At 69.0% G+C, this 25994-nt stretch carries 22 protein-coding genes; 8 read left to right on the top strand and 14 right to left on the bottom strand.

Features of this window, described 5'->3' with window-relative positions; all coding sequences use genetic code 11:
- Positions 1 to 30: 30 nt before the first annotated feature.
- The 5 genes from H5368_RS02150 to H5368_RS02130 all read right to left on the bottom strand — a co-directional run bounded on the left by H5368_RS02150 (position 31) and on the right by H5368_RS02130 (position 4101).
- Positions 31 to 468 (bottom strand): terminase small subunit, encoded by a 438-nt coding sequence (locus H5368_RS02150; protein ID WP_182820883.1) that lies wholly within the window; start codon positions 466 to 468, stop codon positions 31 to 33.
- Between the two features lie 102 nt (positions 469 to 570).
- Positions 571 to 1728 (bottom strand): phage portal protein, encoded by a 1158-nt coding sequence (locus H5368_RS02145; RefSeq protein WP_182820881.1) that lies wholly within the window; start codon positions 1726 to 1728, stop codon positions 571 to 573.
- Positions 1725 to 2258 (bottom strand): HK97 family phage prohead protease, encoded by a 534-nt coding sequence (locus tag H5368_RS02140; RefSeq protein ID WP_182820878.1) that lies wholly within the window; start codon positions 2256 to 2258, stop codon positions 1725 to 1727. The genes H5368_RS02145 and H5368_RS02140 overlap by 4 nt, the downstream gene beginning before the upstream one ends.
- A 59-nt stretch (positions 2259 to 2317) precedes the next feature.
- Positions 2318 to 3541 (bottom strand): phage major capsid protein, encoded by a 1224-nt coding sequence (locus H5368_RS02135; protein WP_182820876.1) that lies wholly within the window; start codon positions 3539 to 3541, stop codon positions 2318 to 2320.
- A gap of 149 nt (positions 3542 to 3690) precedes the next feature.
- A complete protein-coding gene (locus tag H5368_RS02130) occupies positions 3691 to 4101 on the bottom strand; it encodes a hypothetical protein (protein ID WP_182820874.1) in 411 nt (136 codons plus the stop codon).
- Between the two features lie 385 nt (positions 4102 to 4486).
- Here H5368_RS02130 and H5368_RS02125 point away from each other — a divergent pair, with 385 nt between their 5' ends.
- Genes H5368_RS02125 through H5368_RS02115 form a run of 3 tightly spaced genes read left to right on the top strand, consistent with a single transcriptional unit; the run spans position 4487 to position 6978 of the window.
- The gene (locus H5368_RS02125; protein ID WP_182820872.1) at positions 4487 to 4702 is read left to right on the top strand and encodes a hypothetical protein; all 216 of its coding nucleotides are present in this window, start codon (positions 4487 to 4489) and stop codon (positions 4700 to 4702) included.
- A 54-nt stretch (positions 4703 to 4756) separates the two neighbouring features.
- Positions 4757 to 5584 (top strand): NRDE family protein, encoded by an 828-nt coding sequence (locus H5368_RS02120; protein ID WP_182820870.1) that lies wholly within the window; start codon positions 4757 to 4759, stop codon positions 5582 to 5584.
- Positions 5560 to 6978 (top strand): alpha/beta hydrolase, encoded by a 1419-nt coding sequence (locus H5368_RS02115; RefSeq protein WP_182820868.1) that lies wholly within the window; start codon positions 5560 to 5562, stop codon positions 6976 to 6978. Before H5368_RS02120 ends, H5368_RS02115 begins: the two co-directional genes overlap by 25 nt.
- A 240-nt stretch (positions 6979 to 7218) precedes the next feature.
- Here the strand turns inward: H5368_RS02115 and H5368_RS02110 are convergent, their stop codons facing one another.
- The 6 genes from H5368_RS02110 to H5368_RS02085 all read right to left on the bottom strand — a co-directional run bounded on the left by H5368_RS02110 (position 7219) and on the right by H5368_RS02085 (position 12956).
- Positions 7219 to 7647, bottom strand: a complete 429-nt coding sequence (locus H5368_RS02110) for a hypothetical protein (protein WP_223878064.1) — start codon at positions 7645 to 7647, stop codon at positions 7219 to 7221.
- A gap of 41 nt (positions 7648 to 7688) precedes the next feature.
- On the bottom strand, positions 7689 to 7886 hold the full coding sequence (locus H5368_RS02105; RefSeq protein ID WP_182820864.1) for a PspC domain-containing protein: 198 nt from the start codon (positions 7884 to 7886) through the stop codon (positions 7689 to 7691).
- On the bottom strand, positions 7883 to 8947 hold the full coding sequence (locus H5368_RS02100; RefSeq protein ID WP_182820862.1) for a class III poly(R)-hydroxyalkanoic acid synthase subunit PhaC: 1065 nt from the start codon (positions 8945 to 8947) through the stop codon (positions 7883 to 7885). The genes H5368_RS02105 and H5368_RS02100 overlap by 4 nt, the downstream gene beginning before the upstream one ends.
- Before the next feature lies 1 nt (position 8948).
- On the bottom strand, positions 8949 to 10331 hold the full coding sequence (gene phaE, locus H5368_RS02095) for a class III poly(R)-hydroxyalkanoic acid synthase subunit PhaE (RefSeq protein WP_182820860.1): 1383 nt from the start codon (positions 10329 to 10331) through the stop codon (positions 8949 to 8951).
- A 58-nt stretch (positions 10332 to 10389) separates the two neighbouring features.
- On the bottom strand, positions 10390 to 11022 hold the full coding sequence (locus H5368_RS02090) for a phosphatidylcholine/phosphatidylserine synthase (RefSeq protein WP_182820858.1): 633 nt from the start codon (positions 11020 to 11022) through the stop codon (positions 10390 to 10392).
- 68 nt (positions 11023 to 11090) lie between these two features.
- The gene (locus H5368_RS02085; RefSeq protein WP_255486292.1) at positions 11091 to 12956 is read right to left on the bottom strand and encodes a D-(-)-3-hydroxybutyrate oligomer hydrolase; all 1866 of its coding nucleotides are present in this window, start codon (positions 12954 to 12956) and stop codon (positions 11091 to 11093) included.
- A 142-nt stretch (positions 12957 to 13098) separates the two neighbouring features.
- Here H5368_RS02085 and H5368_RS02080 point away from each other — a divergent pair, with 142 nt between their 5' ends.
- Entirely contained in the window at positions 13099 to 13902 is an 804-nt protein-coding gene (locus H5368_RS02080) for a 3-hydroxybutyrate dehydrogenase (protein ID WP_182820856.1), read from the top strand.
- A gap of 31 nt (positions 13903 to 13933) precedes the next feature.
- The gene (locus H5368_RS02075) at positions 13934 to 14605 is read left to right on the top strand and encodes a response regulator transcription factor (RefSeq protein ID WP_182820854.1); all 672 of its coding nucleotides are present in this window, start codon (positions 13934 to 13936) and stop codon (positions 14603 to 14605) included.
- Positions 14606 to 14629: 24 nt separating this feature from the next.
- Here H5368_RS02075 and H5368_RS02070 read toward each other — a convergent pair whose 3' ends face one another.
- From H5368_RS02070 to H5368_RS02060, 3 genes are all read right to left on the bottom strand, one after another.
- Positions 14630 to 15118, bottom strand: a complete 489-nt coding sequence (locus H5368_RS02070) for an 8-oxo-dGTP diphosphatase (RefSeq protein WP_182820851.1) — start codon at positions 15116 to 15118, stop codon at positions 14630 to 14632.
- Positions 15119 to 15193: 75 nt separating this feature from the next.
- On the bottom strand, positions 15194 to 18562 hold the full coding sequence (locus H5368_RS02065; RefSeq protein WP_182820849.1) for a PAS-domain containing protein: 3369 nt from the start codon (positions 18560 to 18562) through the stop codon (positions 15194 to 15196).
- Positions 18563 to 18671: 109 nt separating this feature from the next.
- A complete protein-coding gene (locus tag H5368_RS02060) occupies positions 18672 to 20957 on the bottom strand; it encodes a TonB-dependent receptor (RefSeq protein ID WP_182820847.1) in 2286 nt (761 codons plus the stop codon).
- A gap of 170 nt (positions 20958 to 21127) precedes the next feature.
- Between H5368_RS02060 and H5368_RS02055 the strand changes: the two genes are divergently transcribed.
- The 3 genes from H5368_RS02055 (at position 21128) to H5368_RS02045 (ending at position 25939) form a co-directional block, all read left to right on the top strand.
- The gene (locus H5368_RS02055) at positions 21128 to 22531 is read left to right on the top strand and encodes a GntP family permease (protein ID WP_182820845.1); all 1404 of its coding nucleotides are present in this window, start codon (positions 21128 to 21130) and stop codon (positions 22529 to 22531) included.
- A 119-nt stretch (positions 22532 to 22650) separates the two neighbouring features.
- A complete protein-coding gene (locus H5368_RS02050) occupies positions 22651 to 24390 on the top strand; it encodes a DUF1800 domain-containing protein (protein ID WP_182820843.1) in 1740 nt (579 codons plus the stop codon).
- Positions 24391 to 24400: 10 nt separating this feature from the next.
- Positions 24401 to 25939, top strand: a complete 1539-nt coding sequence (locus H5368_RS02045; RefSeq protein WP_182823664.1) for a DUF1501 domain-containing protein — start codon at positions 24401 to 24403, stop codon at positions 25937 to 25939.
- Positions 25940 to 25994: the final 55 nt, after the last annotated feature.

Below are 25994 nucleotides of genomic sequence, written 5' to 3'. Positions count from 1 at the left end.
TCGATGGCGCATTGTGTATTTGCTTGTGCGTTAACGTACGACATGTAGAGACGGAGATCGCTTCGGGCTAAACCTGCCTCCGTTCCCACTAGCAATTTCTGCTGCGCGATCCTTGGCCGTCTGTTTCTTGCCGACTTCACCCATGCGCGCATGCTGATACGGCAGCAGTTGCTTTGCAGCATCTGCGCGGACGGCAATGGGCAGTTGCTGATGGTTCATCACGTCCACAAGAAACGACATCGGATCGGCGTAATGATCCTTTGGCATGGCGGGCGGTTGGATGGCCACGCCGCTGGTTGGCGCTACGTCTTTCAGCGCCTTGCGGATCGCGGGATGCTTCATAAGCCTGTCACCCGCCTGCGCCGCACCGCCTACCGCATAGCCGGCAGCTACCGCTGCGTCACGGTTGGTGCAGCCCGCTGCCTTGTGTGTCACGAATGACTGTTGTTTAGGTGTCATCTTGGCCATGATTGTTAATCCTGTCAGGTGATATTCAACGTCGATGCGGGGACTAGCGGTCTAGACGTCACTCAGTCCCCAGTGATTGCCAGTGGCGTACCGTCGCTAGCGTCACGTCACGTCGCGGGCTGGCAGGTTCTCCAATTTGCGAACCTCCGCCACGTCGAGCCATCCAGCGCCGATACCGCTGGCGTAGAACTCGCTGCGCTCCTTCGGCTGCGCTCGCAGCAGTCCTTCTAGACTGTGTTCCGCGTAATAGCGGCCACGCGACACAGTGCCCAGTAGCTGATGCGCTATCGCTTCCTCCCAGCACGTGAGCCAGCGTTGCAGACTGAAACGAGCGAACTGCAATCCAAGCTCGGTAATGTTGCTGAAAGTCGCGTGTGTCAGCTCAGCGACCAGTGTGGGCGGTACGCGAAAGATGCGACACACTTCGGTCACGCTGAACTGCATGGCCGTCAACCACTCCGCATCCTCATTGCTCAGCCCGACCGTCTGATACTTCATGTGTTTATTCAGGAGCAACGTCTTACCTGCGTTGGCAGGTGATGCGTAACTCTCCAAGCGGTCGCGGATCGAATTCAGTTCCTCGGTGGTCCAGTCGCGGCTGCCTTCATTGCTGATGATCGACGCAGGCCGCGCACCGCGCCCAAATACGGCGGACCCATGCTGACGCAGCGACAGCGACAGCCCAATGGTTTCGCGTGCAATGGCAATGCGTGACTTGCCGACAATGCTCCCCGGCTCGGTGCGGTCACGCAGATGCAGCACTTCACCTTGCAGCAGGCGCAGCACCTTGCCGTGGTCATCCGTGTAGTCATACCGATAGCGCCCATTGTCCAGGCGCACGATGGTCACCCGGTTGGGGTGCATCGGATGCAGCGCGACAACCTCACCGCTGCCGTTGGTTTCTTTGCGCGCGTAGGCGTTGCCGTGTAGCAGCATGGCGGCGGTTTGCGACTCGCGGAATTCCATGCCGGTTTGCCAGTCATTCGGGCGATCCAACACCCGCGACAGCCAATGACCGTCAGCCCGCTCCCGGTCGCCGCCAGCGGTGCGCTGGTATACGTGCAAGGGCAGGCACGCGGTGGATTCACTCAGCGCCTGCACACACGCGTAGACCGTGCTGATACTTTCCGCAGACTTGGCGTCAACGTATGCGCCTGCGTTGCTATTACCGCCGGCCCCGCTGGCCAGTGCGTTCCGTGACGCATCATCGGCGCGTGTCTCGGTGCGCTTGCCACCGCGCAGCATGTCCATAATTTTCATGTGGCGTCCCTCACGGTGTCGAGCCAGTAGCGCAATACGGCCAGCTGGCTTTGCGGCTGCAGGCTGCGCAATGAAACCTCGGTGTCCCCGTAGGCTGGCCACGCGCTGACAATGGAAACCTCGCGTAGATCGACGCTACGCAATTCGCGGCTGTTGCCGGTCCATTGGTCGCCACCATCGGGCACCGTGAAGCCGAACGAACACCCGCCCAGGTCGCCACGCTCAGCCAGGGTGATCAAGTCGCGGCCAGGGGCGGTATCGGGTACGGCCAACGTGAACGCCAAACCGGTGGCATCCTCGCGCAGTTCCAGCGAGCCGCTACGGGTGCGCCCCAGTACGCGGCTGGTGTCGTGATCCGCCAGCGCAAGCACGTCCCGGCCATCGGCCAGTGACGCAGCGAATGCACCGGGCTTGATGACCTCGGTGAAGCTGCCAATGGTGGTGGGCGTGTTGAATTTGGCGATGTAGCCGGTGAGCTTGCGGCCATTGGCGGTCACGCCAGCGGTAGCCCGCTTTTCAAATGTTGTCATGTGCATATCCCTCAAATGCACACGCCCGCCGCTATGGACGGGCGTGCACGTGCGGCCAGTTACGGCGCGGCAGTGGTGGCGACCACAAACGCCTGTTCATGGCGGATGGCCACGTCCACCGTGGACATCGCGCGGACCAGCACACCGCCGCGCCGGTAGGGCGTTTCGGCGTACGGGTTCACGAGGATTTCCACCGCGCCCCACTGGCCAAGCAGCACCTGCGACCAATCGCCAAGGATGGCGGTATCGACCGGGGCCGCATTGCTGGACACAGCCGGCAGTTCACCGACGGTGCGAGCGGTAGCCAGGTAGTCACTGCCGGCGCTCCCCGACTTGAGGACGGCGCGCAGCGCGGTCAGTACGCCGGGTGTGGTGTACCAGCCAGACGGATTGACGTTGACCGCCGCCAGCATCTGCTCGATTGCCAGCACGGCTGCCCAGCCGCCCGGCACGACAGCCTCCTGCACGCCGGCGCGGTTGATGATGCCCAGCGGCTGGCCGTTCGCACCGGTGCCGGCAATAATTGCCCGGTCAACGGCCTGCGCCACGGCAAACGACAGATCATCCCGTACCAGATCCTCGATGGCCGGGGCCGACTGCTGAATGAGCTGGCGCGACATCTCGGTGATGCCGCCCACGTGGTGAGGCGTGAGGGTCACGCTATCGAAGTCCATATCGGACTCCGGCAGCGCCTGCCCTTCGGACACCCAGCCCGCCGACAGACCTGCGCCGGCCTTCGGGATGCTGACATTGCCCGTCAAGCCGGACAGGGTGCGCACGCCCAGTGCCTTGACCAGCAGCGAGTTACGCAGCGGCCCGATGTACTGGTCTGCGCGGTGCTGCGTACCTACCAGCTCGCCAGCGTTGGCGGTGGTGGTGGCGCGGCGCTCAAAGGCCGACAGCGGCACAAGGATGCCGCCATGCTTGGCCACGCCGTGGCGGCGCTCCAACTCGGCGTGCATTTCCGCTTCGGGACCGGTCAGCGCGCGCCCTTCCATGCCGGCGCGCAGCACCGTCAGCAGGGAGACTCGGGATTCCAGCGTGTGGGCGTTGTCGCCACCGGCACCGTGGATGGTCACGCCCGCTTGGCGGCGCTCGATGTCGTCCACGAACTGCTGCCGCGCTTCCTGCTGCTCCAGGTCGAGAATGATGGCCTTGATCGCGTCAAAGGCGCTGACCTCATCGGCGGACAGCTGGCGCTTGTCGGCTTCGGCCTTGGCGATGATCGCGCGCGCTTCAGCGGCACGGGCAGCGCGCAGCTGCCTGATTTCCTGCAATGTCATGTGATGCTCCGGGGTGTTGTTGGGGACGTCCCGGATGGGGTAACTACGCGCGCACGCGAACGCCGGCAAACATGGCGCTTGTTTGCTATCGATGGATGTTGACTGATGCGATTGGCAATGGTTCTGCCGGAACAACTGCGCAGCAAAAATTAACCGCGATCACCATCTTTCGCCGACGCCAGCCCGAAACAAACACCAGCAATCCAAGCCGCCACAGCAAGCGTGCCGCTTATAGCCTCTGCAGTTGTCACCGCCGGCACTATCCAGCCGACTACTACTATTGTCAGCCCTACCACGCCGAGAATTGTCCCCAAAACAACACCGGCAATGAACTTGTGGCTAGGCGCAAACCAATAGGAAATGCTGGCGAAAATGTAGCCAAAGATGCCTGCGTTGAGCACCGGCATCACATATAGGAAGTACCAGCCCTCCTCGGTGTAGTAACCAGTGAACCTCATGCTGAACCACTGGAACGCATAGAAAAGCATGGAGCCGAGAAAGGCGCCAATAAACGCTGCGAAAGGCAACAGCGGCCAGCGCCACCATCCATTGGCAAACATACCTACCTCCCATTTTCCCCATGGGACATTGGTGGGACAACGCGAGCTAATTCGCCTTGCATTCCCCAACCACCACCAACACCTAAGCCCTTGATAACATGCTTACCAACAAACCCCAACTGCAGGCTTGTGGGACTCAAAATCCGCCGCCCTTAAAAGCGTGTGGGTTCGAGTCCCACTTCCGGCACCAGGCTTGTAGGAAAAATCTGACAGCGTTTGCCGTGAAGGGCCGATGCCCAGGCGGCACCCGATCTGGGAACCTGTCCGTTCCGGCAGCACAGCGCCCCAACGGACGGGGACGCCGCCATTCAAGGACGATCGGCCACGACCAGGATCAGGTCGTGGTGCTGGGCCGGCAACCGCTCCCCGCCTTCGGGTGACCGCCATGACGCGGATCCTGCTCAACGTGGAACCAGCCGGCGATGCGGGCTGGGACGTCAGCTTTCACCGCCTCCTGCTCGACCACCACGCCTCGCCGGACGATGCCGTCCGCGCCGCCTCCGAACATGCCTATCGCCGCTATGTCGTCACCGGCACGCCCACCGGCGTCGCGCTGGCGCTGGGTGATGGCGAGGCCGTGATCGTCCAGGCCAACGGCTGACCGCATCCCGCCTGGCGCCGCCCGTGGTTGGCGCGGCACGGCTATCATGGCGGCATGTGCCTGATCGCCCTCGCCTGGCGCCATCACCCGCGCCACCTGCTGGCGATCGCCGCCAACCGCGACGAATTCCATGCCCGCCCGACCGCGCCCGCGGCGCTGGATCCCGGTGCGCCAGCGGTCTACGGTGGCCGCGACCTGGTCCAGGGTGGCGGTTGGCTGCAGGTGTCCGCGCAGGGCCGCCTGGCCGCGGTGACCAACGTGCGCGACGGCCGCGCCGATGCCACGCCGGCGCCACGTTCGCGCGGCTGGCTGGTGCGTGACTTCGTCCGTGGCTCCGACGGCCCGGTGGCCTTTGCCGCGGCGCGCGTCCCCGGCAGCGACTACGGGCCGTTCAACGCCGTGTTCTGCGACGGCGACGTCCTGGTCCACGCCAGCAACCGGCCACGCCAGCCGCCCGCGCCGGTGGCCGCCGGCGTGCATGCGATGTCCAACGGCGCATTCGACGCCGCATGGCCCAAGAGCACGCACGCCACGCGCGCCTTGGCCGCGTGGCTGGAGTCGCCGCTGGCGCTGGCCGATCCGATGGCCGTGCCGACGGCACTCGATCCGCTGTTCAGTGCGCTTGCCGACGAGACACACGCGCATGACGGTGCGCTGCCCGACACCGGCGTGGGCCTCGAGCTGGAGCGCGCGCTGTCGCCGCCGTTCGTACGCGGGCCGCGTTACGGCACGCGCTGCAGCAGCGTGGTGCTGTTTGGTGCCGCCGCGGTCGTGTTCGCCGAGCGCCGCTACGGACCCGATGGCGTGCCTGCCGGCAGTAGCATTGCCCTGATTCCACTACCCGCCAACGAAAACCGATGCCCCCTGCCCCGATGCGCGTGATCCGCGCGGCCCTCGTCGCCACCGCGCTCTGCCTGCTGGCCGCGTGCGCACCGCAACAGGCCGCACCCGCGGCCACGCCCCTGCCTGCCGATTTCGCCTGCCAGGCTGGTGCATGGCGCACCGCCACGGGTGCGCCGTTCGTGCTGTCGCCGGTGGACGACGGCCTGCGCTATCGCCTGCTGGACGGACGCACCGGCAGGTTCGAGACCACGGGCCACGCACTCGGCGACACGATCGCGGCCACCGAGGGCTGGCGCGAGGCCGGCCCGCCATCGGCCACCGCGGTGTTCGGAGCATGCCGCCGTGGCCGCATGCAGGTCGCGTTCGGCGCCGAGCCGCCGTCCACCGCGACCCGCATGCCACAGGAGATCCGCGACGTGCGCTTCCGCAGCAACGGGATCGAACTGCGCGGACGCCTGGTCCTGCCGCTGCCAACGCGCTCGCCGCTGCCGCTGGCCGTGCTGGTGCATGGCTCGGAGTCATGGTCGGCGGTGGACAGGCAGGCACTGCAGTACCTGCTGCCGGCGCAGGGGGTGGCGACGTTCGTGTACGACAAGCGTGGCACCGGCGCGTCGCAGGGCAGCTACACGCAGGACTTCGAGGTGCTCGCCGATGACGCGGTCGCGGCGATGGCCGAGGCGCGGCGCATGGCCGGCAGCAAGTATTCGCATGCCGGTTTCGTGGGCGGCAGCCAGGCCGGCTGGGTGGCGCCGTTGGCGGCGTCGCGCGGCAAGGCGGGTTACGTGGTGGCGTTGTACGGCCTGGCGGAAAGCCCTCTGGCGGAAGATCGCGAGGAAGTCATGTCGGTGCTGCGGGCGCGCGGCCACGGCGACGACGTGCTGCGCAAGGCGCGCGAACTCACCGACGCCAGCGGCGAGGTCATGGCATCGGGCTTCACGCGCGGCTTCGACCAGCTTGCGACGGTGCGCGCACGCTACGCCGGCGAGGCCTGGCTGGACGATGTCGAGGGCGAGTTCAGCGGTGAACTGCTGCGGATCCCCGCATGGTTGCCGCAATGGCTGGTGCGCAGCATGGCGCGGGGTCGCGACGTGGGCACGCCGTGGCATCACGACCCGCTGCCGGTGCTCGCAAGCCTGCAGGTGCCACAGCTCTGGGTGCTGGCGGGAGACGATCGCGAGGCGCCGCCGGCCAACACGCTCGCACGCCTGCAGGAACTGCAGGCGCAGCAGCGGCCGATCGACATCGTGCTCTACCCGGGCACCGACCACGGCATCCACGAATTCACCGAAGTCGACGGCGAGCGCGTCGACCTGCGCAATCCCGAGGGCTACCACGCGCTGCTGGCAGGCTGGATCCACGACCTGCAGTTGCCGGACGTGGCGACCGCTGCACGCATCAGCCCACGGCGCGGCGTGGCGGTGCCGCAAGAATGAGTCGTTCTGCCCGCCGTTCCGGATGAACTGCTTGGGCGCAAAGGCCCTTGGCATCCGGCACCCGCGTCACATCCGCGCCGCGCTTTTCCCCGTACACGAGGCCCGCATAAAGAAAGGCCCAGTCGGTCGGGTTTTCCCCGGCGGGCTGAGCCTTCCGTTGTCGAAGCGATTGCGTCGGGCTTTCGCCTTCCGCTTGTTCTTCGACGCGAGCAGGGTATCGCAGCGCGTGTTACCCGGACGTCAACTGCGTCGACCGTTCGTCCGACCAGCCGACCACGGCCACCATCCGCGACCGGTCTGCGCGTAGCGGTCCGCCGCGCGCTCGAAGCGGTTGCGCACGCTGATGCCTCCGCACATGAAATACAGCGGCAGGAACAGCACGCCCAGCACCATGTACTGCAGCACGTGGGCACGCTCGTGGTCGGCAAGCGCGATCGACGGCTCCTCGCCCAGTCCCGCGCGGTGCGCGTAGGTATGGCAGGCGCAGTCGAGCGTGTCGCCGGTGTGCAGGATGACGTTGCCCAGCGTCAATGCGCCGCCGGGGCCCCACGGGACACGGTCGAACACCAGCGCGAGATCGCGCGGCCGCACTGTCAGGCGTGCGCCGAACGGCAGCGCGGCGCATCCGGCGACGGCGCCGGCAAGCGTGTACGGCAGCGCCCAGGCGATCCCGAGCACATGCGCCAGCGGGCGCAGCGCACGCTCCGCGTTCAATCGTCCTCGGGCACCAGCAGCCACAGCGCCAGGTAGACCAGGATGCCGGGGAATGCGATCGACGCCGCGGCGACCAGCACGTAGATGATCCGCAGCAGCGTCGAGTTCCAGCCGAAGCGGCGCGCGATGCCGCCGATGACCCCGGCGAGCACGCGGTCCTCGCGCGAACGGCTGAGCCCGGGACGGGTGCTCATCGTTCGGCCAGCCAGCCGTGGATGGCGTCGGGCACCAGCTTCTGCGCACGCCCGGACACGTAGATGCCGATATGCCCGCCGCGGAACGACAGCTCCGAATAGTCGTCGGTACCCACCAGGCCGCCCATCGGCCGCGATGCCGACGGCGGCACCAGGTGGTCCTGTTCGGCGTAGATGTTGAGCACCGGCATCTCCACGAGGCCCAGGTGCACCTCGCGGCCACCGATGACGATGCCGCCGTTGACGAAGCCGTTGCCCTGGTAGAACTGCTTGATGAACTGGCGGAATGCCTCGCCTGCCTGGTCGGGCGAGTCGAAGATCCACTTCTCCATGCGCAGGAAATCCTCCAGCGCGGCCTTGTCGTCGAGGATGTCGGCAAGGCCGACGTACTTCTGGACGAACAGCCGCCATGGCTTCAGCGTCAGGTAGCACAGGTTCATCATGTCGGCGGGCACGTTGCCGAGCGTGTCGACGAACAGGTCCACGTCGATGCCGCGCGTCCAGTTGGACAGCATGTTGTCGTCGGTGTGGAAATCCACCGGCGTGACCATGGTGACCAGGTTGCGCACCTTGGCCGGGTTGAGCGCGGCGTAGCTCAGCGAGAACGCGCCGCCCTGGCAGATGCCGAGCAGGTTGATCGCGTCCAGGCCGTGCGTGGCGCGCAGGTGGTCGACCGCGCCGCCGATGAAGCGTTCGATGTAGTCCTCGAGTGTGAGGTACCGGTCGGAACGGTCCGGGTAGCCCCAGTCGATGATGTATACGTCTTCGCCGCGGGCGAGCAGCTGGCGCACCAGCGACTTGTCGTCCTGCAGGTCGACCATGTACGGGCGGTTGACCAGCGCGTAGGCGATCAGCAGCGGCACCTGCGCGGTCGGTGCCTTGGCGCCGATGAAGCGGTACAGCACCACCTTGCCGTCGCGCCAGACCTCCTGCCGTGGGGTAGCGCCGAAGTCGACGTCGTCGACCACGCGCAGGGTCTGCAGGCCGGCGCCCAGCTTCTGCTGCAGGCGCGTGAACTCGGCCACGAGGCCGGCCGGAGTGATATCGAGGGGACCCTGCATGTCAGCGCTTCCTCTTCGCCGGCGACTTGCCACTGCCCGACGGCATCGGTCGCGGCGCCTTGGGGATGGTGTTCGCGATCACGCTGCCGAACCCTGCCGCCTTCGAACGCGAGGTCCTGGCGGAGGTAGCACGCGAGGTGCCGGGACTGGCGGCGGCGGACTTCTTCGCGGACTTCTTCGCCGACGACTTCACGGCTTTCTTCGCAGCCTTCTTCGCAAGCCTGGGTGCTTTGGCGGGTGTCGCTCCGGCGACGGTGTCCGCCGCGGTGCGCGCCGCGCGCGTGGCTGGCGCCGCCGGTGTCCCGCCAGCCTGCCCCTGCCCCTGCGCCACGGCATCGCGCAGCTTGCGGACGTCGCGCTCGAGTTGCGCCACCTTGCGATGCGCGCCGTCGAGCTCACTGCGCGTCGGCATGCCCACCTGCGCGCAGGCGTCCTCGACCGCACGCTGCACGCAGGCGCGCACGCGCATCTGCGCGTTGACCATATCGCCGTAGACCTTGCGGAACTCCGGCGACAGCGCGATGCGCGCATAGGCCTCCTCGGCGGCATCGATCCAGGTGTCGAACAGCGCGCGTGCCGACTGGATCTGGCGGCCCGGTTCCTCGTGCGACTCGAGCCTGGTCTCGAAGATCTCGTAGGCCTCCTGCGAGGCCTTCAGCATCAGCGCGTTGTAGGCGCTGGTCGCGTGCTGGTACTCGAGCTGCGCGCGCAGCAGTTCCTGCTGGCGTTCCTGGTGCTCGCGCGCGAAACCGAACGTGGGCATGCGCAACGCCGCACCGGCCTCGCTGCGCATGGACTGCAGCCATGGCGAAGCATCTTCGACCCACTGGTCCAGGCCCTGCATGCCGTGGCCGCGCATGGTGCGCAGCATCTCCGGGAACGGGTTCTCACCCGCGGCACCGAGTGCTTCCTTCCAGGCGCGGGCGACATCGGCGGCACTGGCATCCTGTCCGGCGAAGCGGCCGGCGACCTGCTGCATCTGCCCGTACCACTGCCGCGCCTGTGTATTGAATCGTTCCAGCGCGTCGTTGACCTGGCCCCGCCCGCCATGCGCGAGGCGCGACCACCAGTCGATCGCTTCGTGCCAGCCCTGTGCGGCCGCCGCACCGTGCGCCCCGTCCATGCCGTGTAGCCCCGACATGCCAGGCATTCCGGCCATCCCGGGAATCCCGGTCATGCCCGGAATCCCGGTCATGCCGGGCATCCCTGCCATTCCAGGCATACCCGCCATCCCGGCGAACGGCCCCATGCCCGCCATTGCGTACGGGTCCGGCATGCCCGGCATCGCGCCCGTGGAGCCCGCGGCGCTGCGCAGCGCGTCGCCCCAGGCAGCCCAGTAGCGCCGTGACAGCGCCTCGAAATCATCCTGCTGGTTCACCGGCATCGCCCGCCTCCGTCATGTCGCCCGATCATAGCAACCGCCGCCGACCGCGCCAGCGCGATCAGGGCTTGGGAATGCGCAACGTCTTGCTGATCATCAGCGAGCCCGACAGCGCGTACACCAGCACCAGCGGGTGCAGCTGCCACGGTCCGAGCTGCACGCTTCCGAGCCACAACGCATCGCCGATCGCGCCCTGCCACGCGGCCACAGCGAGCAACAGCACGATCACCACGCTGCTCGGGATCGGCGTGCCCTCGAAGTACTTCACCTTGTCGCCGCCGTCGGCCAGCGTCTCCGCCGTGACGTTGTAGCGCGCAAGGCGGCTCACGCCACAGGCGACGAACCAGCTCAGCACCACCCAGTCCCAGCCGCCCTGCATGCCGCAGGCATAGGCCAGCGCGGCCGGCGCGACGCCGAACGAAATGACGTCGGCCAGCGAATCAAGCTCGCGGCCGAGGGTCGACGACACCTTGCGCCAGCGGGCGATGCGTCCGTCCAGCGCGTCGAACACGAACGCCAGCGGGATCAACGCCATGCCCAGCATCAGGTCGCGGATGCCCCCCTCGGCCGCACCCTCCTGAAGGTAGCGCATGGCGGCGAAGATCGCGCCGGTGCCGCAGATGGCGTTGGCGAGGGTGAACCAATCCGCGAGATGGAAATCGCGGAGCATCGAGAAATGGCGCTGGCGTGGCATGGGCGTTCCGTGCACTGCGGGACCCCCAGCATGCCAAATCCGGCCAGCGCCGTCGCGGCGCGCGATCTTCAGCGCGGAATGGCGAGGTGCGCCGCCTCCAGCGCGGTGCCCGCCGGGCGCACGCGAGTTTCGATCTCGGCGTCCGCGGGCAGCGCCGCGCCGCTGTCGAGATGTGCATCGACCCGGTCCAGCGCGGCGTACACGTAAGGCAGCAGCGGCAGGTAACGTGAACCGTAGTCGGGCAGCATCAGGAAGGCGTCGAAGTGCTGCGCGTTGCGCACCTGCCAGAAGCTCACCTCGCGGCCGGCCGAGCGCGCACTGGCAACGTAGGGCGCGCTGGTGAACGCCATCGGTATCAAGCCGTCGTCGGCACCGTGCACCACGATCACCGGGAGCCCGGCGCGCGGCGGCGCGGCGCGGGTCGCGGCAATGCCGTCACGGACCCGGACCGCAGCCTCGCTGTCGCCTGTCCACAGGCCGCGCAGGCACTGCAGCCCGGCCAGCGTCAGGTCGGGCGGCGCAATGCCGCTGTCAACCAGGCCCACGCCGGCGCCCGGCGGGATTCCGCTGGCGTCCGACCACCAGGCCACGCGCTCGGCGGCGGTCGCGGCGCGCGGCGCCATGTCCGTGCCTTGCGCCGAGTAGCTGAAGCCGCACGGGCCCTCGCCCACGCCGTAGCGGCCATAGGCGGATGCGTACGTCGCCGCCACCGCGCGCCACAGGTCGAAGCCGGCCGACAGCGCGCCGGCGCGCAGGGCGGCATCGGTCCAGCCGGCACCACGCATCGTGTCGTACGCCGAGCGCGCCTGCGCGGCCGTGTCGTCGCCGGTCACCAGCCCCGCGGCTTCCAGCGATGCGCAACGTGCGGACCAGAACGGCGCCACCTGTGCCGTCACCGGCGGCTGCGGCAGGTCCTGCATGTGCAGCAGCGCGCAGGGCATCAGCAGCGCGGCTTCGGTGGTGTAGTCGTAGAGCGCGCGACTGCCGTTGCCGCTGGAATAGATGCTCGGCTCGCCGGCCACCACCGCATCGAGCCAGTCGCCTTCCAGCTCCGCCGCGCGCAGCACCGCGCCGCCTCCGTTGGAGATGCCGACCGCGATCACGCGGGTGTTGGCGAAGGTGAACGGTGCCCCTGCCGGCAGCGCTTCGTCGAGCGCGTGCAGCGCGAACTCGGCCGCCTGCTTCACATGCAGGCCCCAGTCGGCTTCGGGGTTGTCCTTCGAATGCGCGTGCTTGAACGCGACGCCGGATGCGCCCTCGGCCGCATCCGGCACGAACGCCAGGTCGTCGGCCTCGCCCGCGCCCGCCACGCGGCCATCGGCCGTGGCACCCGCGCGCGCGTCGAGGTCGAAGTAGTCGCTGCCGGCGCCCTTGTCGGTGTAGGCCACGGCGCAGCCCTTCGGCAGCCCCCAGGCGCCGGCCACCGAGATCGAACCGTAGATGCCACGCGAGCCGGACGAGGCGGTCACCACCACGCAGCGCTTCGCCGCGTCGAACGCGTCAGGCACCTGCACCAGCACGCGGTGCGGATGCGTGGCGCCGGGCACCCGCGCATAGGCCGAGAACTCGCGGCCGGGCACGCCGGCCACGCTGCCATAGAGGCTGCCGTAGCCGCCCGCGGGCGTCAGGTCGGCGATGCCGCGCCAGCTGCTCCAGATCGCGCGGCGGCGCAGTTCCCCGGCGGTCGGGGCGGCGGCGTCGGCAAATGCCGGCGGCACCATCAGGCGCAGGCTGTCGAGGCCGAGCCCGGCGCTCAGGAGGTCGTCGCCATCGCGATGCGTGGTGTGGCGCGGGTGCTCGAACATGGTCGCTTCCGAGGTGGCGGTGCGCCCGGCGCTGGAGGCGCAGCCGGCGAGGATCGCGGCAAGCGCGAGCGAACCCGCGCTTTTTGCGATGAGGCGCGAATCGACGCGCCGGGGAACAGTGATGGGCATGCGCACGGCGCGATCCTTGGAAAACCGGGGTATGCCGGCACCGTAGCAGCCACGCGCGGCGCGGGCATCGTACCTTTGTACGCCGCGCTGGCCGTGCCGTATTTGCTAACTTGGCCGCCTTGCCCCTCCGACGCCCCACGCCATGACCGACACCTTCCTCTCCGGCCGCACCGCACTGGTCACCGGCAGCACCTCCGGCATCGGCCTCGGCATTGCCCAGGCACTGGCGGCCGCCGGTGCGCGCGTCGCGATCAACGGCCTCGGCGACCAGGCGCAGGTGGATGCGGCACTCGCCGCGGTGCGCGCCGCCGGCGCGGCCGACGTCCGCCATTTCAACGCCGACCTGCGCGACCCCGCCGCCATCGAAGCCATGATGGCGGAGATCGAGGCATGGTCGCCGCTGGACGTGCTGGTCAACAACGCGGGCATCCAGCACGCCGTGCCGCTCGCCGAAATGCCGGTGGCCAAGTGGGACGACATCATCGCCATCAACCTCAGCGCCACCTTCCACACCATGCGCCTGGCGATGCCTGGCATGGCCGCGCGCGGCTTTGGCCGGGTCATCAACGTGGCCTCGGTGCACGGACTGGTGGGATCGGTGAACAAGGCGCCGTACGTGGCCAGCAAGCATGGCGTGCTGGGCCTGGGCAAGGTGGCAGCGCTGGAGTACGCGGCTTCGGGAAGTCGCGACAGCGGTGGCGTGACCGTCAATGCGATCTGCCCCGGCTGGGTGGAAACCCCCTTGATCGAGCCGCAGATCGAGGCTCGCCGCGACGGCGGCAGCCGCGACGACGGGGTGCGCGCCCTGCTCTCCGAGAAGCAGCCCAGCCTGCGCATGACGCTGCCCGCCGAGATCGGCGCGCTGGCCATCTGGCTGTGCCGCCGCGAGGCGCACAACGTCACTGGTGCCGCATTCCCGGTCGACGGCGGCTGGTCCGCGCAGTAAGCCCGCAGCGCGCAACGCCTGCGCACCGCCCATGCCCACCCTGCTGATCGCCGACGACCACCCGCTGTTCCGCGCCGCGCTGCGTGGCGCCGCGCGCGAGGCTGCCGAAGACATCGAGACGCTCGAGTCCGGGACGCTCGACGAGACCATCGCCGCCCTCGAGGCGCGCACCGACATCGACCTGGTGCTGCTCGACCTGCACATGCCGGGCAACCATGGGCTGGCCGGCCTGGCGGCGATCCGCGCGCAGTTCCCGGCGGTCGCCGTGGTGCTGGTGTCGGCCAACGAGGATCCGCACGTGGTGCGCCGCGCGATCGACCACGGTGCCGCCGGCTACATCCCCAAGAGCGCCGGACTCGACGAGATGCGCGAGGCCATCGCCACCGTGCTGGCCTGCGAGGAATGGCTGCCGCCGGCGCTTCGCGGCGCGGTGGCGCGTGCCCATTCCGCGCCGCGCGACGCCGACCTCGCCGCGCGCCTTGCCAGCCTCACGCCACAGCAGTTCCGGGTGCTGGTGCTGGTCGCCGAAGGCCTGCTCAACAAGCAGATCGCCGACCGGCTGGACGTGCAGGAGCGCACGGTGAAGGCGCACCTGTCGGCGATCTTCGACAAGCTCGGCGCACGCAACCGCACCCAGGCCGGCGTGATCCTGCGCGAGCTGGAGCTCAGCGACCCGTCGCGCCAGGTGAAGGACGACGGTTGAAGCCGGCAATGCACGGCGACGCACCTAGATCCGCGACACCGCCCACGACACCATGTTCCCGTCGCGGTACGGCATTACCCCGTGGAAGGCGCGCGGATCGGCGTCGAACACCAGCGGCAGGAACCGGCGGTCGCCATCCCACAGCGGCAGTTCAAGGATGCGGTCGACGTCGACCCACTCCAGCGTACCCTCCGGATTCGACGCCGGCGGCGTGCCGGTAAAGCCGGTGACGAGGAACACGAAGCCGAACCAGTCCTCGCCCTGCTTGCCGAAGCCCGGCCAGCTGATGGTGCCGCGCAGCTGCAGGTCGGTGCAGTGGATGCCGGCCTCTTCCATGATCTCGCGGCGCATGCCGGCCACCACGTCCTCATCGGCTTCCAGCTTGCCGCCCAGGCCGTTGTACTTGCCGAGGTGCTGGTCGTCGTCGCGCGCATTGCGGTGCACCAGCAGCACCTGGCGACGGTCAGGCGAAAGGATGTAGCCGAGGGTGGCGAGGATGGGGGTATAGGGCATTGCGCGACCGCGTGGAAGTTTCGGCCATTGTAGGGCGGCGGCAAGTGCCGCCCGTGCAGCACAGGCACCCACGACTCATTCCTCGAACGCTTCCGCGGCCGGCTCGCGGTCCGTCGTGGTGCGCATCGCCAGCAGCCGGCCAAGCATCGACTTCAACGCCAGCGGCCGCACCGGCTTCTGCAGCAGGCCGAGGCCACGCTCGGCCACCTGGCGACGCACCTGATCGGTGGCATCGGCGCTGAGCACCAGCGCAGGCGCGGCACCGAAGCGCGCGGCCAGGCGCTGCTGCAGCTCGATGCCGGTGTCGCCGTCATCGAGGTGGTAGTCGAGCAGCCACAGCGCAGCCGACCGTGTGGCCAGCGCCGCTTCCGCGCCAGCGCCGTCGGGCACCGCGACCACCTCCGCACCCCAGCCTGCGAGCAGCGTGCGCAAGGCCTCGAGCGCCAGCGGATCGTTGTCGACCACCAGCACGCGGGCATCGACCAGCCCGGGGCGCAGGCGCGGCACCAGCGCCGACTGTGACGTGCCCGCGACGCGCGGCAGGGTGATCGAGAACGCCGTACCCCTGCCCACCGTGCTGCGCAATACGATGCCGGTGCCGAGCAGACCGGCGATGCGGTCGGCGATGGCAAGGCCCAGCCCGAGTCCCTGCCCCGCCACGCCGTCGCCGCGGCGGAACTCCTCGAAGATCAGCTGCTGCTGCAACGGGGCGATCCCGGGCCCCGTGTCGTGCACCTCGATGCGCAGCGCGCCGCCGACATGGCGCACGCCGAGCAGGATCCGACCGCGCCCCGCATAGCGCACGGCGTTGGCCAGGAAGTTCTGCAGCACGCGGCGCAGGAGCTGCGGATCGCTGTCCGTCCAGGCGGAGGTCGCCACCAGCGTGAACGCGAGGCCGCGCTCTTCGGCCAGCGCCTGGAATTCCGAGGCCAGCGGCTCGAGCACGTCGGACAGCGGGAACGCGCGCGGCTGCGGCACCAGCCCGCCGGCCTCCAGGCGCGCCATGTCGAACAGGCCCGTGAGCAGGTCGGTGGTGGAGTCCAGCGCGCCGCGGATCTGGCCGAGCGATGCGCGCGGCGCGCCGTCGAGCTGCGACGCCAGCGCGTCCGTGAACAACTGTGCGGCATGCAGCGGCTGCAGGAGGTCGTGGCCGACTGCGGTGAGGAAGCGGCTCTTGGCCTCGTTGGCGCGCTCGGCCTCGCGGCGCGCCTGGTCGAGGCTCGCGGTGCGCTCGTCGACGCGCTGCTCGAGGGTTTCGTTGCTGCGCTTGAGCTCGGCCTCGGTGCGGCGGAACGCGGTGACGTCGCTGAAGGTGGCGACGAATCCGCCGCCGGGCATCGGGTTGCCGCGGATCTCGACGATGCCGCCATCCGGGAACACCCGCTCGCTGACGTAGGGCGTGCCGGCCTGCATGTGGCGCAGGCGCTTGCCCGACTCGGCCTCGACGCTGCCGCTCACCCGGCCCACCAGCCCGCTGCGCAGGTTGTGGGTGACCAGCTCGGCGACCGGCACGCCAACGCGGAGCAGTCCGCGCGGGTAGCCGAACAGCTCGGCGTAACGGCTGTTCCACGCCACCAGCCGCAGCTCGCGGTCGACCACGCTGATGCCCTGGCTCATGTTCTCCATCGCGGCCTCGAGCAGGCGCTGGTTGAAGCGCAGGTCCTGCGAGGCCTCGCCGACGATGGCGGCGACGGTGTCGAGGTCGGGGCCCGCCTCCCGGCGCGCGGCATCCAGCAACAGGCGCGCCGAGGCGCTGCCGAGCACCGCCGCCAGCTCGCGCTCCAGGCGCGCTTCGATCACCGCCGGCACCGCGCCGCTGCCCGGTGCACCGCGCAGCAGGTCGTCGACGGTGCGCGCGGACAGGAAGCGGCGGCCGGCATTGCGCAGCGTGCGCAGGTCCGAGCCGCGCGCGACGTCGCGGCGAGGTGCCGCCAACCACGCCGACAGCAGCAGGGTCGCAACGATGCCGACGAACAGGCTCACGCCTACGGCGCGCCCCAGGCGGCTCCAGCTGGTCAGCCCGAAGAGCGCGTCCGGCGCCAGCCAGGCCAGGCCGAAGGGGCCGTCGACCAACCACGTGCCGTCGCCCCCGTTCAAGGCCACCAGCATCGGCGACACCATCACCCAGCCCCAGGCCGCGAACGCCAGCGCGATGCCCCAGGCAGCCGCCTGGGGCGGCGTGCGCGTGCGCCACACCGCGCAGGCGAGCGCAGGCGCCAGCGTCGCCAGCGCCGAGAACGACACCGCGCCGACGTCGGCCAGCGCCTCGTTGCCACCGATCAACCGGCTGTAGGCCCACGCCAGCAGCATGATTGCGAGGATGCCGCCACGCCGCAGGGTGAGCAGCGCGCCGCGGTGGTCGTCGCCACGCGCCGCCGACCACGCGCCACGCAGCAGGCCCGGTGCAAACCAGTGGTTGCCGATCATCAGGCTGAGCGCGAGCGTGCTCACCACCACCATGCCGGTGGCCGCGCTCAGGCCGCCCAGGAACGCGAACAGCGCCACGCCGTTGTGACCATGCGCGGCGGGCAGCGCCAGCGCGTACATGTCCGACGGCACGCTGTCGCCAAGCAGCGCGGCGCCCGCGCGCGCCAGCGGCAGCGCCGGCAGCGCGATCAGCAGCAGGTACAGCGGGAACTGCCAGCGCGCGGTGCGCACGTGGCGCTCGTCGCGGCACTCCACCACGCCGACGTGGAACTGGTGCGGCAGGATGAACATGGCCAGCGCGCCCAGCAGCACCAGCGGCGCAAAGCCGCCGACCGGCTCCGGCGGCGGCGGCGGCGCTTCGGGCAATGCGTCGATGCCGAACCAGACAAAGGCACCCAGCGCCAGCATCGCCGCCAGCTTGAACAGCGATTCGAACGCCATGGCAAGCACCAGGCCGCGGTTGTGCTCGGCCGCACTCGCCCGCCGCGTGCCGAACACGATCGCGAACACCGCCATCGCCACCGCCACGTACAGCGCACCGTCGCGCCATGCCGGCATGTCCGGGTCGACCACCCCGCCCGTGGTCACGGCGGCAAAGCTCATGGTCACCGCCTTGAGCTGCAGCGCGATGTACGGCACCAGGCCGAGCACCGCCACCAGGGTGACCGTGGCGGCAAGCCAGGCATCCTTGCCGAGGCGGGTGGCGATCAGGTCGGCGATCGAGGTGGCGTTGCTTTCGCGCGCCAGCTGCACCAGCCGCAGCATGAAGCCCACGGCCACCGCGTAGAACAGGATCGCGCCGAGGAAGGTCGGCGGCAGCGGCCAGCCGTAGCGCGCTGCCTGGGTGACGGTGCCGTAGAAGGTCCACGAGGTGCAGTGCACCGCCAGCGACAGCGCGTAGACGTGATGCCAGTGCCGGGCCAGCACGCCGGGCCTGCGTTCTGCGTACACCGCGGTGCCGAACAGCACGGCCAGCCACAGCAGCGCCGCGGTGACCACGATGCCGACGCTCAGCATTCCCCCATCTCCGCCACCGGACCCGCCTGCAAGACCGCCGGCGAGCATAACGCAGCGGCGGGCCGAAGCCCGCCGCTGGAATCACCCTGGCTCGCTGGCCCGGCTCGGATCAGAAGCTGAAGTTGCGACGGACCGACAGGTACCAGTTGCGCGGCGGTGCGTAGTACGCCGTCTGGATGTTGGCCACCGAGGAGAATTCCTGGCCTTCCGTCTTGTACAGCTCGTCGGTGGCGTTGCGCACGCCGGCGCGGATCTGCCAGGCGTACTGCGGGGAATCCCACGCCGTGAACAGCCCGGCGGTGGTGTAGCCCTCCTGCATCAGACCCGGGCGGTTGTCGACCGACAGCCAGGTGTCACCGCGGTAGGCGACGTCGCCGCCGACGGTCAGCGCACCGCTGCCACCCAGCTGGAAGGTATGCTGCAGGGCGACGCGGGCGGTCCAGTCCGGCGAGAACGGCACGTGCTCATGCAGCGTCGGGTCGTAGGACGGATTGGCGGGATCGGTGGTGCGCAGGTCCGCGAACGACTTGTAGCTGGCATCCATCCAGCCGACCTGGCCGCTGAGCAGGGTGGCATCACCCAGCCTGGCAACGCCCTCGAACTCGAATCCGTTGATTTCCATCTCGGCGGCGTTGAGCACCGGGAACGAGAACGTCGGGACCGGCGAGTCCGGGTTCAGGACCTCGGATACGCGCGCCTGGAAATCCTCGTAACTGCTGTGGAACGCAGCGAAGTTCGCAGTGAAGCGGCCGTCATCCGAGCGCATCTTAACGCCCGCCTCGTAGGTCCAGACGACCTCGGGCTCGAACGCCGCCGAGGTGGTTTCCAGCGCCGTGTTGGCGCGGCCATTGAAGCCACCGGACTTGAAGCCGCGGTTGGCGGACACGTAGCCCATCACGTTGTCGCTGAAGGCCTTCTGCAGGCTCAGTGACGGCGTCCACGCATCCCAGCTCTGCTTGCCGCTGAATGCCACGGTCTCGTTGATGGCCGCGAACAGCGGGCCCCAGAAGGTGCTGGTGGTGCGCTGGTAGTCCTTCTCGTCGCGCGAGTAGCGCAGGCCGGCAGCGAGCGTCCAGGTCGGGGCGAACTCCCAGTTGGCGTGCGCGAAGGCGGCCACGCTGGTGGTCTCGAGGTCGTCATCGATCGTGCGCAGGAAGGCGATCGGCGTCCCCGCGAAGCCGAAGAAGTCACTGGCGTAGGCTTCCTGGTGGGACGGCAGCGTCTCGTTCATGTAGTACGCGCCGAAGATCGCCTGCAGGTTGCCGCCGTTGTCGTACTGCAGTTGCAGTTCCTGGCTGAACTGTTCCTGGTCGACTTCCACCAGCACGTCGCCCAGTTCCCACTCGGACGCGTCGATGTCGATGTAGGAGCTGGTATCGAGCTTGCGCCAGGCGCTGATGCTCTTGACCGACCACTGTTCGCCCAGATCCCACTCCAGGTTGGCGCTGAAGCCCTTGTGCGTCATCTCCTGTCCCTGGTCGGGACGGAAGGAGGTACGGCTCTCGAAATCGTAGTCGTCGGTCGATGGCGCGTGCAGCACCACCGGGCCGAACGCGAGGTCGGTGCGGATCAGCGGCGCCGTCGGCTGGCCCAGGGTCAGGGCGTTGTCCTGGCGCGTGTAATCGACCGACAGGGTGGCGCTGAAGGTATCGGTGGGGCGCAGCGCGAGCTTGCCGCGCATGGCGAGCGTGTCCTCTCCGTTGTAGTCCTCGCCCGTGACCGGGTCTTCGACGTAGCCATCGTTCTTCAGGTACGCACCGGCGATGCTGAACGCAGCGCGCTCGGACAGCTGCTCGCCGAGATAGGCGCGGAAATCGGTGCGGCCGAAGCTGCCGACGCCGACCTCGACCGCCCCACCCTGGTCGTCGAACGGGTTCTTGGTGGCGACCTTGATCGCGCCGCCGGTGGAGTTCTTGCCGTACAGCGTGCCCTGCGGGCCGCGCAGCACTTCGACCTGCTGCACGTCGAACAGCGAGAACAGCGCGCCGTTGATGCGCGAGTAGTAGACGTCGTCGACGTACATGCCGACACCCGGGTCGAAGGTCTGCAGCGAATCGGGCTGGCCGATGCCGCGGATGAACACGTTGACCGTGTTCGACGAGCCGCGGCCCTGCACGATGTTGAGGTTGGGCACGGCGCCCTGCAGGCCGCTGATGTCGGTGGCCTGGAGGTCCTTGAGCTGCTCCTCGCCGAATGCGCTGACCGCGACCGGCACGTCCATGATCGACTCGGTGCGACGGCGTGCGGTGACGGTGATGGCGTCCAGCTGGGTGGCGCTGGCACGCGTGGCCGGGGCCTGTTCGGCGGGGGCGTCCTGCGCCTGGAGCGCCGGAGCGGCCAGTGCCATGACGATCGCCAGGCTGAGGGTGGTGCAACGGATGTGGGCAGGCTTCATGGTGTCCCCAAGGAATAGGCTTCGCGTACGGCCGGTCGCCGACGTGGTGACAGCGTAGGGAGCGCGCCCGCGCGGCGGCATCGTACCTTCGGACAATGGGCCGCGATGGCCGGCGCTGACGACACTGTCGACCGTGGAATCGTGCGTGGCACGATCGCAAGGACCCGTCGATGTCGTTCCTGATCGTGCTCGCGGCACTGGTATTCCTGATGCTGGTGGCCTACCGCGGCTACAGCGTCATCCTGTTCGCCCCCATCGCCGCCATGGGCGCGGTGCTGCTGATCGACCCGTCGCTGGTCGCGCCGATGTTCACCGGCCTGTTCATGGACAAGATGGTCGGCTTCCTCAAGCTGTACTTCCCGGTGTTTCTGCTGGGCGCGGTGTTCGGCAAGCTGATCGAGATCTCGGGCTTCTCCAAGTCGATCGTGGCGGCGACCATCCGCGTGGTCGGCGCACAGCGGGCGATGCTGTCGATCGTGATCGTCTGCGCGCTGCTCACCTACGGCGGCGTGTCGCTGTTCGTGGTGGTGTTCGCGGTGTATCCGTTCGCCGCCGAACTCTTCCGCCAGAGCGACATCCCCAAGCGCCTGATCCCCGGCACCATCGCGCTCGGCGCGTTCACCTTCACCATGGACGCGCTGCCCGGCACGCCGCAGATCCAGAACATCATTCCGACCGCCTTCTTCGGCACCGACACCTGGGCCGCACCGGTGCTGGGCACGCTGGGCGGGGTGTTCATCATCATCCTCGGCATGCTGTACCTGGAATGGCGGCGACGCGTGGCGCACCGCGCCGGCGAAGGCTACGGTGATCCGGCGACGCTCCTCAACGAACCCGTCGAGTTCGTCGGCGGCAAGCTCGCCAACCCGATGGTCGCGCTGCTGCCGCTGGTGATGGTGGGCGTTTCCAACCTCGTGCTGACGCGCCTGCTGCCCGGCGTATACGGCGCCAGCCACAGCTTCATTCCCGCGGTGGTCGGCAATCCCGCGCCGGTGGTGCAGGAAGTCGCCAAGATCTCGGCGATCTGGGCCGTGCAGGGCGCGCTGCTGATCGGCATCGCCACGGTGCTGGTGTTTGCGTGGCGTACGGTGTTCGCGCAGTTCGCGGAGGGCACCAAGTCGGCCATTGGCGGTGCGCTGCTGGCGTCGATGAACACCGCGTCCGAGTATGGCTTTGGCGCGGTGATTGCTGCGCTGCCCGGCTTCCTGGTGGTGGCCAACGCGCTCGGTTCGATTCCGGATCCGCTGGTGAACGAGGCGGTCACGGTGACCGCGCTGGCCGGCATCACCGGCTCGGCGTCTGGCGGCATGTCGATCGCGCTTGCCGCGATGGCCGACAGCTTCATCGCCAACGCCAACGCCGCCGGCATCCCGATGGAGGTGCTGCACCGCGTCGCCTCGATGGCCTCCGGCGGCATGGACACCCTGCCCCACAACGGCGCGGTGATCACCCTGCTCGCGGTGACCGGCCTGACCCACCGGCAGGCCTACAAGGACATCTTCGCGATCACCATCATCAAGACCATGGCGGTGTTCTTCATCATCGCCACGTTCTATCTCACCGGCTGGGTCTGACCCGGCAAGCCGGCGGAGCCGCGCGCTGGTGCATGATCCCGGCACTGGGTCACATCCCCCGCGGCGCGAATCCGCAATAGTCGCCGAGGGGCTGCGTCCGGCCTGTCCGGGGATCGAAGATGGCCGAAACAAGGGTGGCAAGCCGCCGCGGCGCGATGGGCAACGTGCCGGCGCGGCGCTATGGCGGATACTCGATCGAGGCGGCCACGCGCCCGCCCCGCGACATTCCACCGGCGCCTCCGCCGCCGCCCGGCGCGCCTGGTCCCCGTCCGCGCCCCCCGCACGAAGCGCTCGCCCCCCCGCCGGCATGGGTGCGCGCATGGCACCGCCTCGGTTACGGCATCACACCGACCGCGAAGCAGGAGTTCGACGCACTCGGCAGCAACGATGTCGCCCGCTACGAGGCGATGCTCGAGCAGCAGCTGGCCTGGGAGTCGATCAGCGACTCCGCGCTGGATGCACGCCTGGCCGCCGCCGGCTACAGCACCCTCGCCAAGACCCTGCCCCAGCTGTGGGCCGATCATGTCGCCAGTGGGCCGGCGTACGAAGTGCGGATGCTCCCGGCGTGGGAGGTGCAGCGCGCCTCGCTGGTGCGCGCGGTGTTCTCGCGCCGCCAGCTGCACGAGCGAATGACCACGTTCTGGCACGACCACTTCAACGTCATGCTCAGCGACTACGACGCCGGCCCCGTGTACGTGCACTACAACCGCGATGTCATGCGCAGCCATGCGATGGGCAACTTCCGCACCATGCTCGAGGCGATGGCGCGCAGCACGTCGATGATGTTCTTCCTCGACAACCGCACCAACCGGCGCTCGGGCCCCAACGAGAATTTCGCGCGCGAACTGCTGGAACTGCATACCTTCGGCGCGGAGAACTACCTGGGCTTCGTCAACCCGTCCGCGGTCCCGCCGTGTCCGGAGGACCCGACCTACCCGATCGGCTACACCGACATCGACGTGTACGAGACCGCGGCCGCGTTCACCGGCTGGAGCGTGCGCACCGGCACCGGCGGCGACGGCACGTTCGTCTACAACGCCAGCGACCATGACACCGGGCCGAAGATGGTGCTCGGCATGTACCTGCTGCCCGAACAGGCCGCGCTGAAGGACGGCCGCGACGTCCTGGACCGCGTCGCCAGCCATCCTCGCGTCGCGAAGTTCATCTGCCGCAAGCTGATCCGCCACTTCGCCAGCGACGTTCCGCCGCAGTCCCTGGTCAACAGCGCCGCGGCGATGTTCCGCGCGCAGTGGCAGAACCCCGACCAGCTCCGCCTGGTGCTGCGCCACATCCTGCGCTCCGAAGTCGTCCGCGAAGGCTGGGACGGAAAACGTCGCCGGCCATCGGAAGTGGTCGCGGCGGCCATGCGCGCCGCAGGCGCCGACTGGACCCTCCGCCCCGACCACGACCGCAGCAACGATTTCATGTGGCGCCTGGGTGCGACCGGCCACTCGCCCTACGACTGGCCGGCGCCCAACGGCTATCCCGACACGGCCACGGCCTGGTCAGGTGCCAACAGCTTCGCCATGACGTGGAAGATGCTCGGCTGGCTGACCGAGGCCAGCGACGGCACGCAGCGGCTGATGCCGATCGTGGAGACGTCGCGGGCAGCCGTGGCGCAGTGGACGCCGCGCGCGCTGGTCGACTTCTGGTGCCAGCGCGTCCTCGGCCATGCCCCCGCGGCAGCCCGCCTGCAGCTGCTCTACCGGTTCATGGCGCAGAACGGCAGCATCGACACCAGCGTGATCCTCGACGACAACGCGTGGCGCGGCAGCGACCTGAAGGGACACTACAACCACGACCGGCTGCGCAGCATGGTGTCCATGCTGCTGATGTCCCCCGAATTCTCCACCCGCTGAGGACGCAGGCATGGTCGACATCGAACTCTCGCGCCGCGAATTCCTCAAGGGCTGCTGTGCCACCGCCGCGATCGCCGGCGCCGCGCCCGCGCTGCTGTACTCGCGCCCCGCGTTCGCGGGCACTCCGCATGACACCCTGGTCCACGTGTTCCTGCGCGGCGGCATCGACGGCCTGAACCTGGTGGTGCCGACCGCCGGCGAGGACCGCATCCACTACGAGCAGGCGCGCCCTTCGCTGGCCATCGCCGCCACCGGGGCGTACGCGGCACTGCCGCTCAGCCTCGCCGGCGGTACCGCCACCGGCTTCGGGTTGCACCCCTCGGCCATCGGGCTGCACGAACTGTGGGGGGAGTCGAAGCTGGCGATCGTGCATGGCTGCGGCATGCAGACCACGGTCACGCGCAGCCATTTCGATGCGCAGCTGTACTGCGACCTCGGCACGCCGGGGCAGCAGGGCGGCGGCACCGGCTGGCTGACGCGCGCATGGAACAGCGATCCCGGCGCGGCGGACAACACGGCCATGCCGATGCTGGCGGTCAACACCCGGCAGCCCGCGAACATGCTGGGCGGCACGGATGCGCTGTCGATGGGCACGCCGACCGACTTCGCGCTCAACGCCGGTCCCTGGCAGTGGCGCGAAGGGGGTGGCGGACGCGCCGCCGGGGTGCTCGGCGTCAACGACCTGCTGGCGGAATACCTGGCAGGACGCAGCGCAGTCGAACGCCAGGCCGCGCTGGCCGAGCAGTCGCTGCGCATGGTGCGTGCGCAGCCCTACAGCGCCGCCCTGCCCGCCGGGTGGCCCACCAGCACCTTCGCGCGCCAGCTGTGGACGGTGGCGCAGTCGATCCGCTTCGGCGTGGGCCTGCGCTATGCGGCAGTGGACCTGGGCGGCTGGGACACCCACGAAGGCCAGGGCACGGCGGGCAGCGGCTACCACTACTACCAGAACAAGATCGCCGAACTCTCGCAGGCCCTCACCGCGTTCTACGTCGAGATGGCCGCCGGTGGCGAGGCGTCGCGGGTGACCGTGGTGGTGCAATCGGAGTTCGGGCGGCGTGTGCGCCAGAACGGCAGCGGAGGCACCGACCACGGCTACGGCAATCCGATGCTGGTGCTCGGCGGGCCGGTCAACGGGCGTCGCTTCTATGGCCAGTGGATGGGCCTGGATCCCGAGGTGCTGTCGCCCTACTTCGGCGACATCCCGGTCGCCACCGACTTCCGTCGGGTCCTGTCGGAGCTGCTGATCCGGCGGATGGGCAACAACCGCCTCGGGCAGGTGTTTCCCGCCTACGCCGGCTATGCGCCGCTCGGCCTGTTCCAGGGCAATGACATGCCGCCGGAGTACGGCACGCCACCCTCCTCGCGCACGCGCCTGCGGGCGCTGGCGCGCCACCGCCAGCCGGCCGACGGCGAATCGATCCAGGGCGGCATGCGCGCCACCGCGGACACGGGTGGGAACCGCCTGGCACGCGGCCTCAGTGCCCTGCGTCGCAAGGCGGTACGCGCCAGGATGCGCGTGCAGCGAGCGCTCGCCCGCCTGGCGTCCTGACACGCGCCACCCCCGCCGCCCTCCGCCAACGGCGGGCGCCCGGACAAAGAAGGTT

The organism is Luteimonas sp. MC1782 (assembly GCF_014164605.1).
GTDB lineage: Bacteria > Pseudomonadota > Gammaproteobacteria > Xanthomonadales > Xanthomonadaceae > Luteimonas.
The sequence above is the reverse complement of the archived record's forward strand: the minus strand, read 5'-3'. Positions and strand labels throughout refer to the sequence as shown.

Bases quoted from the DNA above. Each gene is read 5' to 3' on its own strand.
- H5368_RS02150 (WP_182820883.1), bottom strand. From the start codon at position 468: ATGGCCAAGATGACACCTAAACAACAGTCATTCGTGACACACAAGGCA.
- H5368_RS02145 (WP_182820881.1), bottom strand. From the start codon at position 1,728: ATGAAAATTATGGACATGCTGCGCGGTGGCAAGCGCACCGAGACACGC.
- H5368_RS02140 (WP_182820878.1), bottom strand. From the start codon at position 2,258: ATGACAACATTTGAAAAGCGGGCTACCGCTGGCGTGACCGCCAATGGC.
- H5368_RS02135 (WP_182820876.1), bottom strand. From the start codon at position 3,541: ATGACATTGCAGGAAATCAGGCAGCTGCGCGCTGCCCGTGCCGCTGAA.
- H5368_RS02130 (WP_182820874.1), bottom strand. From the start codon at position 4,101: ATGTTTGCCAATGGATGGTGGCGCTGGCCGCTGTTGCCTTTCGCAGCG.
- H5368_RS02125 (WP_182820872.1), top strand. From the start codon at position 4,487: ATGACGCGGATCCTGCTCAACGTGGAACCAGCCGGCGATGCGGGCTGG.
- H5368_RS02120 (WP_182820870.1), top strand. From the start codon at position 4,757: ATGTGCCTGATCGCCCTCGCCTGGCGCCATCACCCGCGCCACCTGCTG.
- H5368_RS02115 (WP_182820868.1), top strand. From the start codon at position 5,560: ATGCCCCCTGCCCCGATGCGCGTGATCCGCGCGGCCCTCGTCGCCACC.
- H5368_RS02105 (WP_182820864.1), bottom strand. From the start codon at position 7,886: ATGAGCACCCGTCCCGGGCTCAGCCGTTCGCGCGAGGACCGCGTGCTC.
- H5368_RS02100 (WP_182820862.1), bottom strand. From the start codon at position 8,947: ATGCAGGGTCCCCTCGATATCACTCCGGCCGGCCTCGTGGCCGAGTTC.
- phaE (WP_182820860.1), bottom strand. From the start codon at position 10,331: ATGCCGGTGAACCAGCAGGATGATTTCGAGGCGCTGTCACGGCGCTAC.
- H5368_RS02090 (WP_182820858.1), bottom strand. From the start codon at position 11,022: ATGCCACGCCAGCGCCATTTCTCGATGCTCCGCGATTTCCATCTCGCG.
- H5368_RS02085 (WP_255486292.1), bottom strand. From the start codon at position 12,956: ATGCCCATCACTGTTCCCCGGCGCGTCGATTCGCGCCTCATCGCAAAA.
- H5368_RS02080 (WP_182820856.1), top strand. From the start codon at position 13,099: ATGACCGACACCTTCCTCTCCGGCCGCACCGCACTGGTCACCGGCAGC.
- H5368_RS02075 (WP_182820854.1), top strand. From the start codon at position 13,934: ATGCCCACCCTGCTGATCGCCGACGACCACCCGCTGTTCCGCGCCGCG.
- H5368_RS02070 (WP_182820851.1), bottom strand. From the start codon at position 15,118: ATGCCCTATACCCCCATCCTCGCCACCCTCGGCTACATCCTTTCGCCT.
- H5368_RS02065 (WP_182820849.1), bottom strand. From the start codon at position 18,562: ATGCTGAGCGTCGGCATCGTGGTCACCGCGGCGCTGCTGTGGCTGGCC.
- H5368_RS02060 (WP_182820847.1), bottom strand. From the start codon at position 20,957: ATGAAGCCTGCCCACATCCGTTGCACCACCCTCAGCCTGGCGATCGTC.
- H5368_RS02055 (WP_182820845.1), top strand. From the start codon at position 21,128: ATGTCGTTCCTGATCGTGCTCGCGGCACTGGTATTCCTGATGCTGGTG.
- H5368_RS02050 (WP_182820843.1), top strand. From the start codon at position 22,651: ATGGCCGAAACAAGGGTGGCAAGCCGCCGCGGCGCGATGGGCAACGTG.
- H5368_RS02045 (WP_182823664.1), top strand. From the start codon at position 24,401: ATGGTCGACATCGAACTCTCGCGCCGCGAATTCCTCAAGGGCTGCTGT.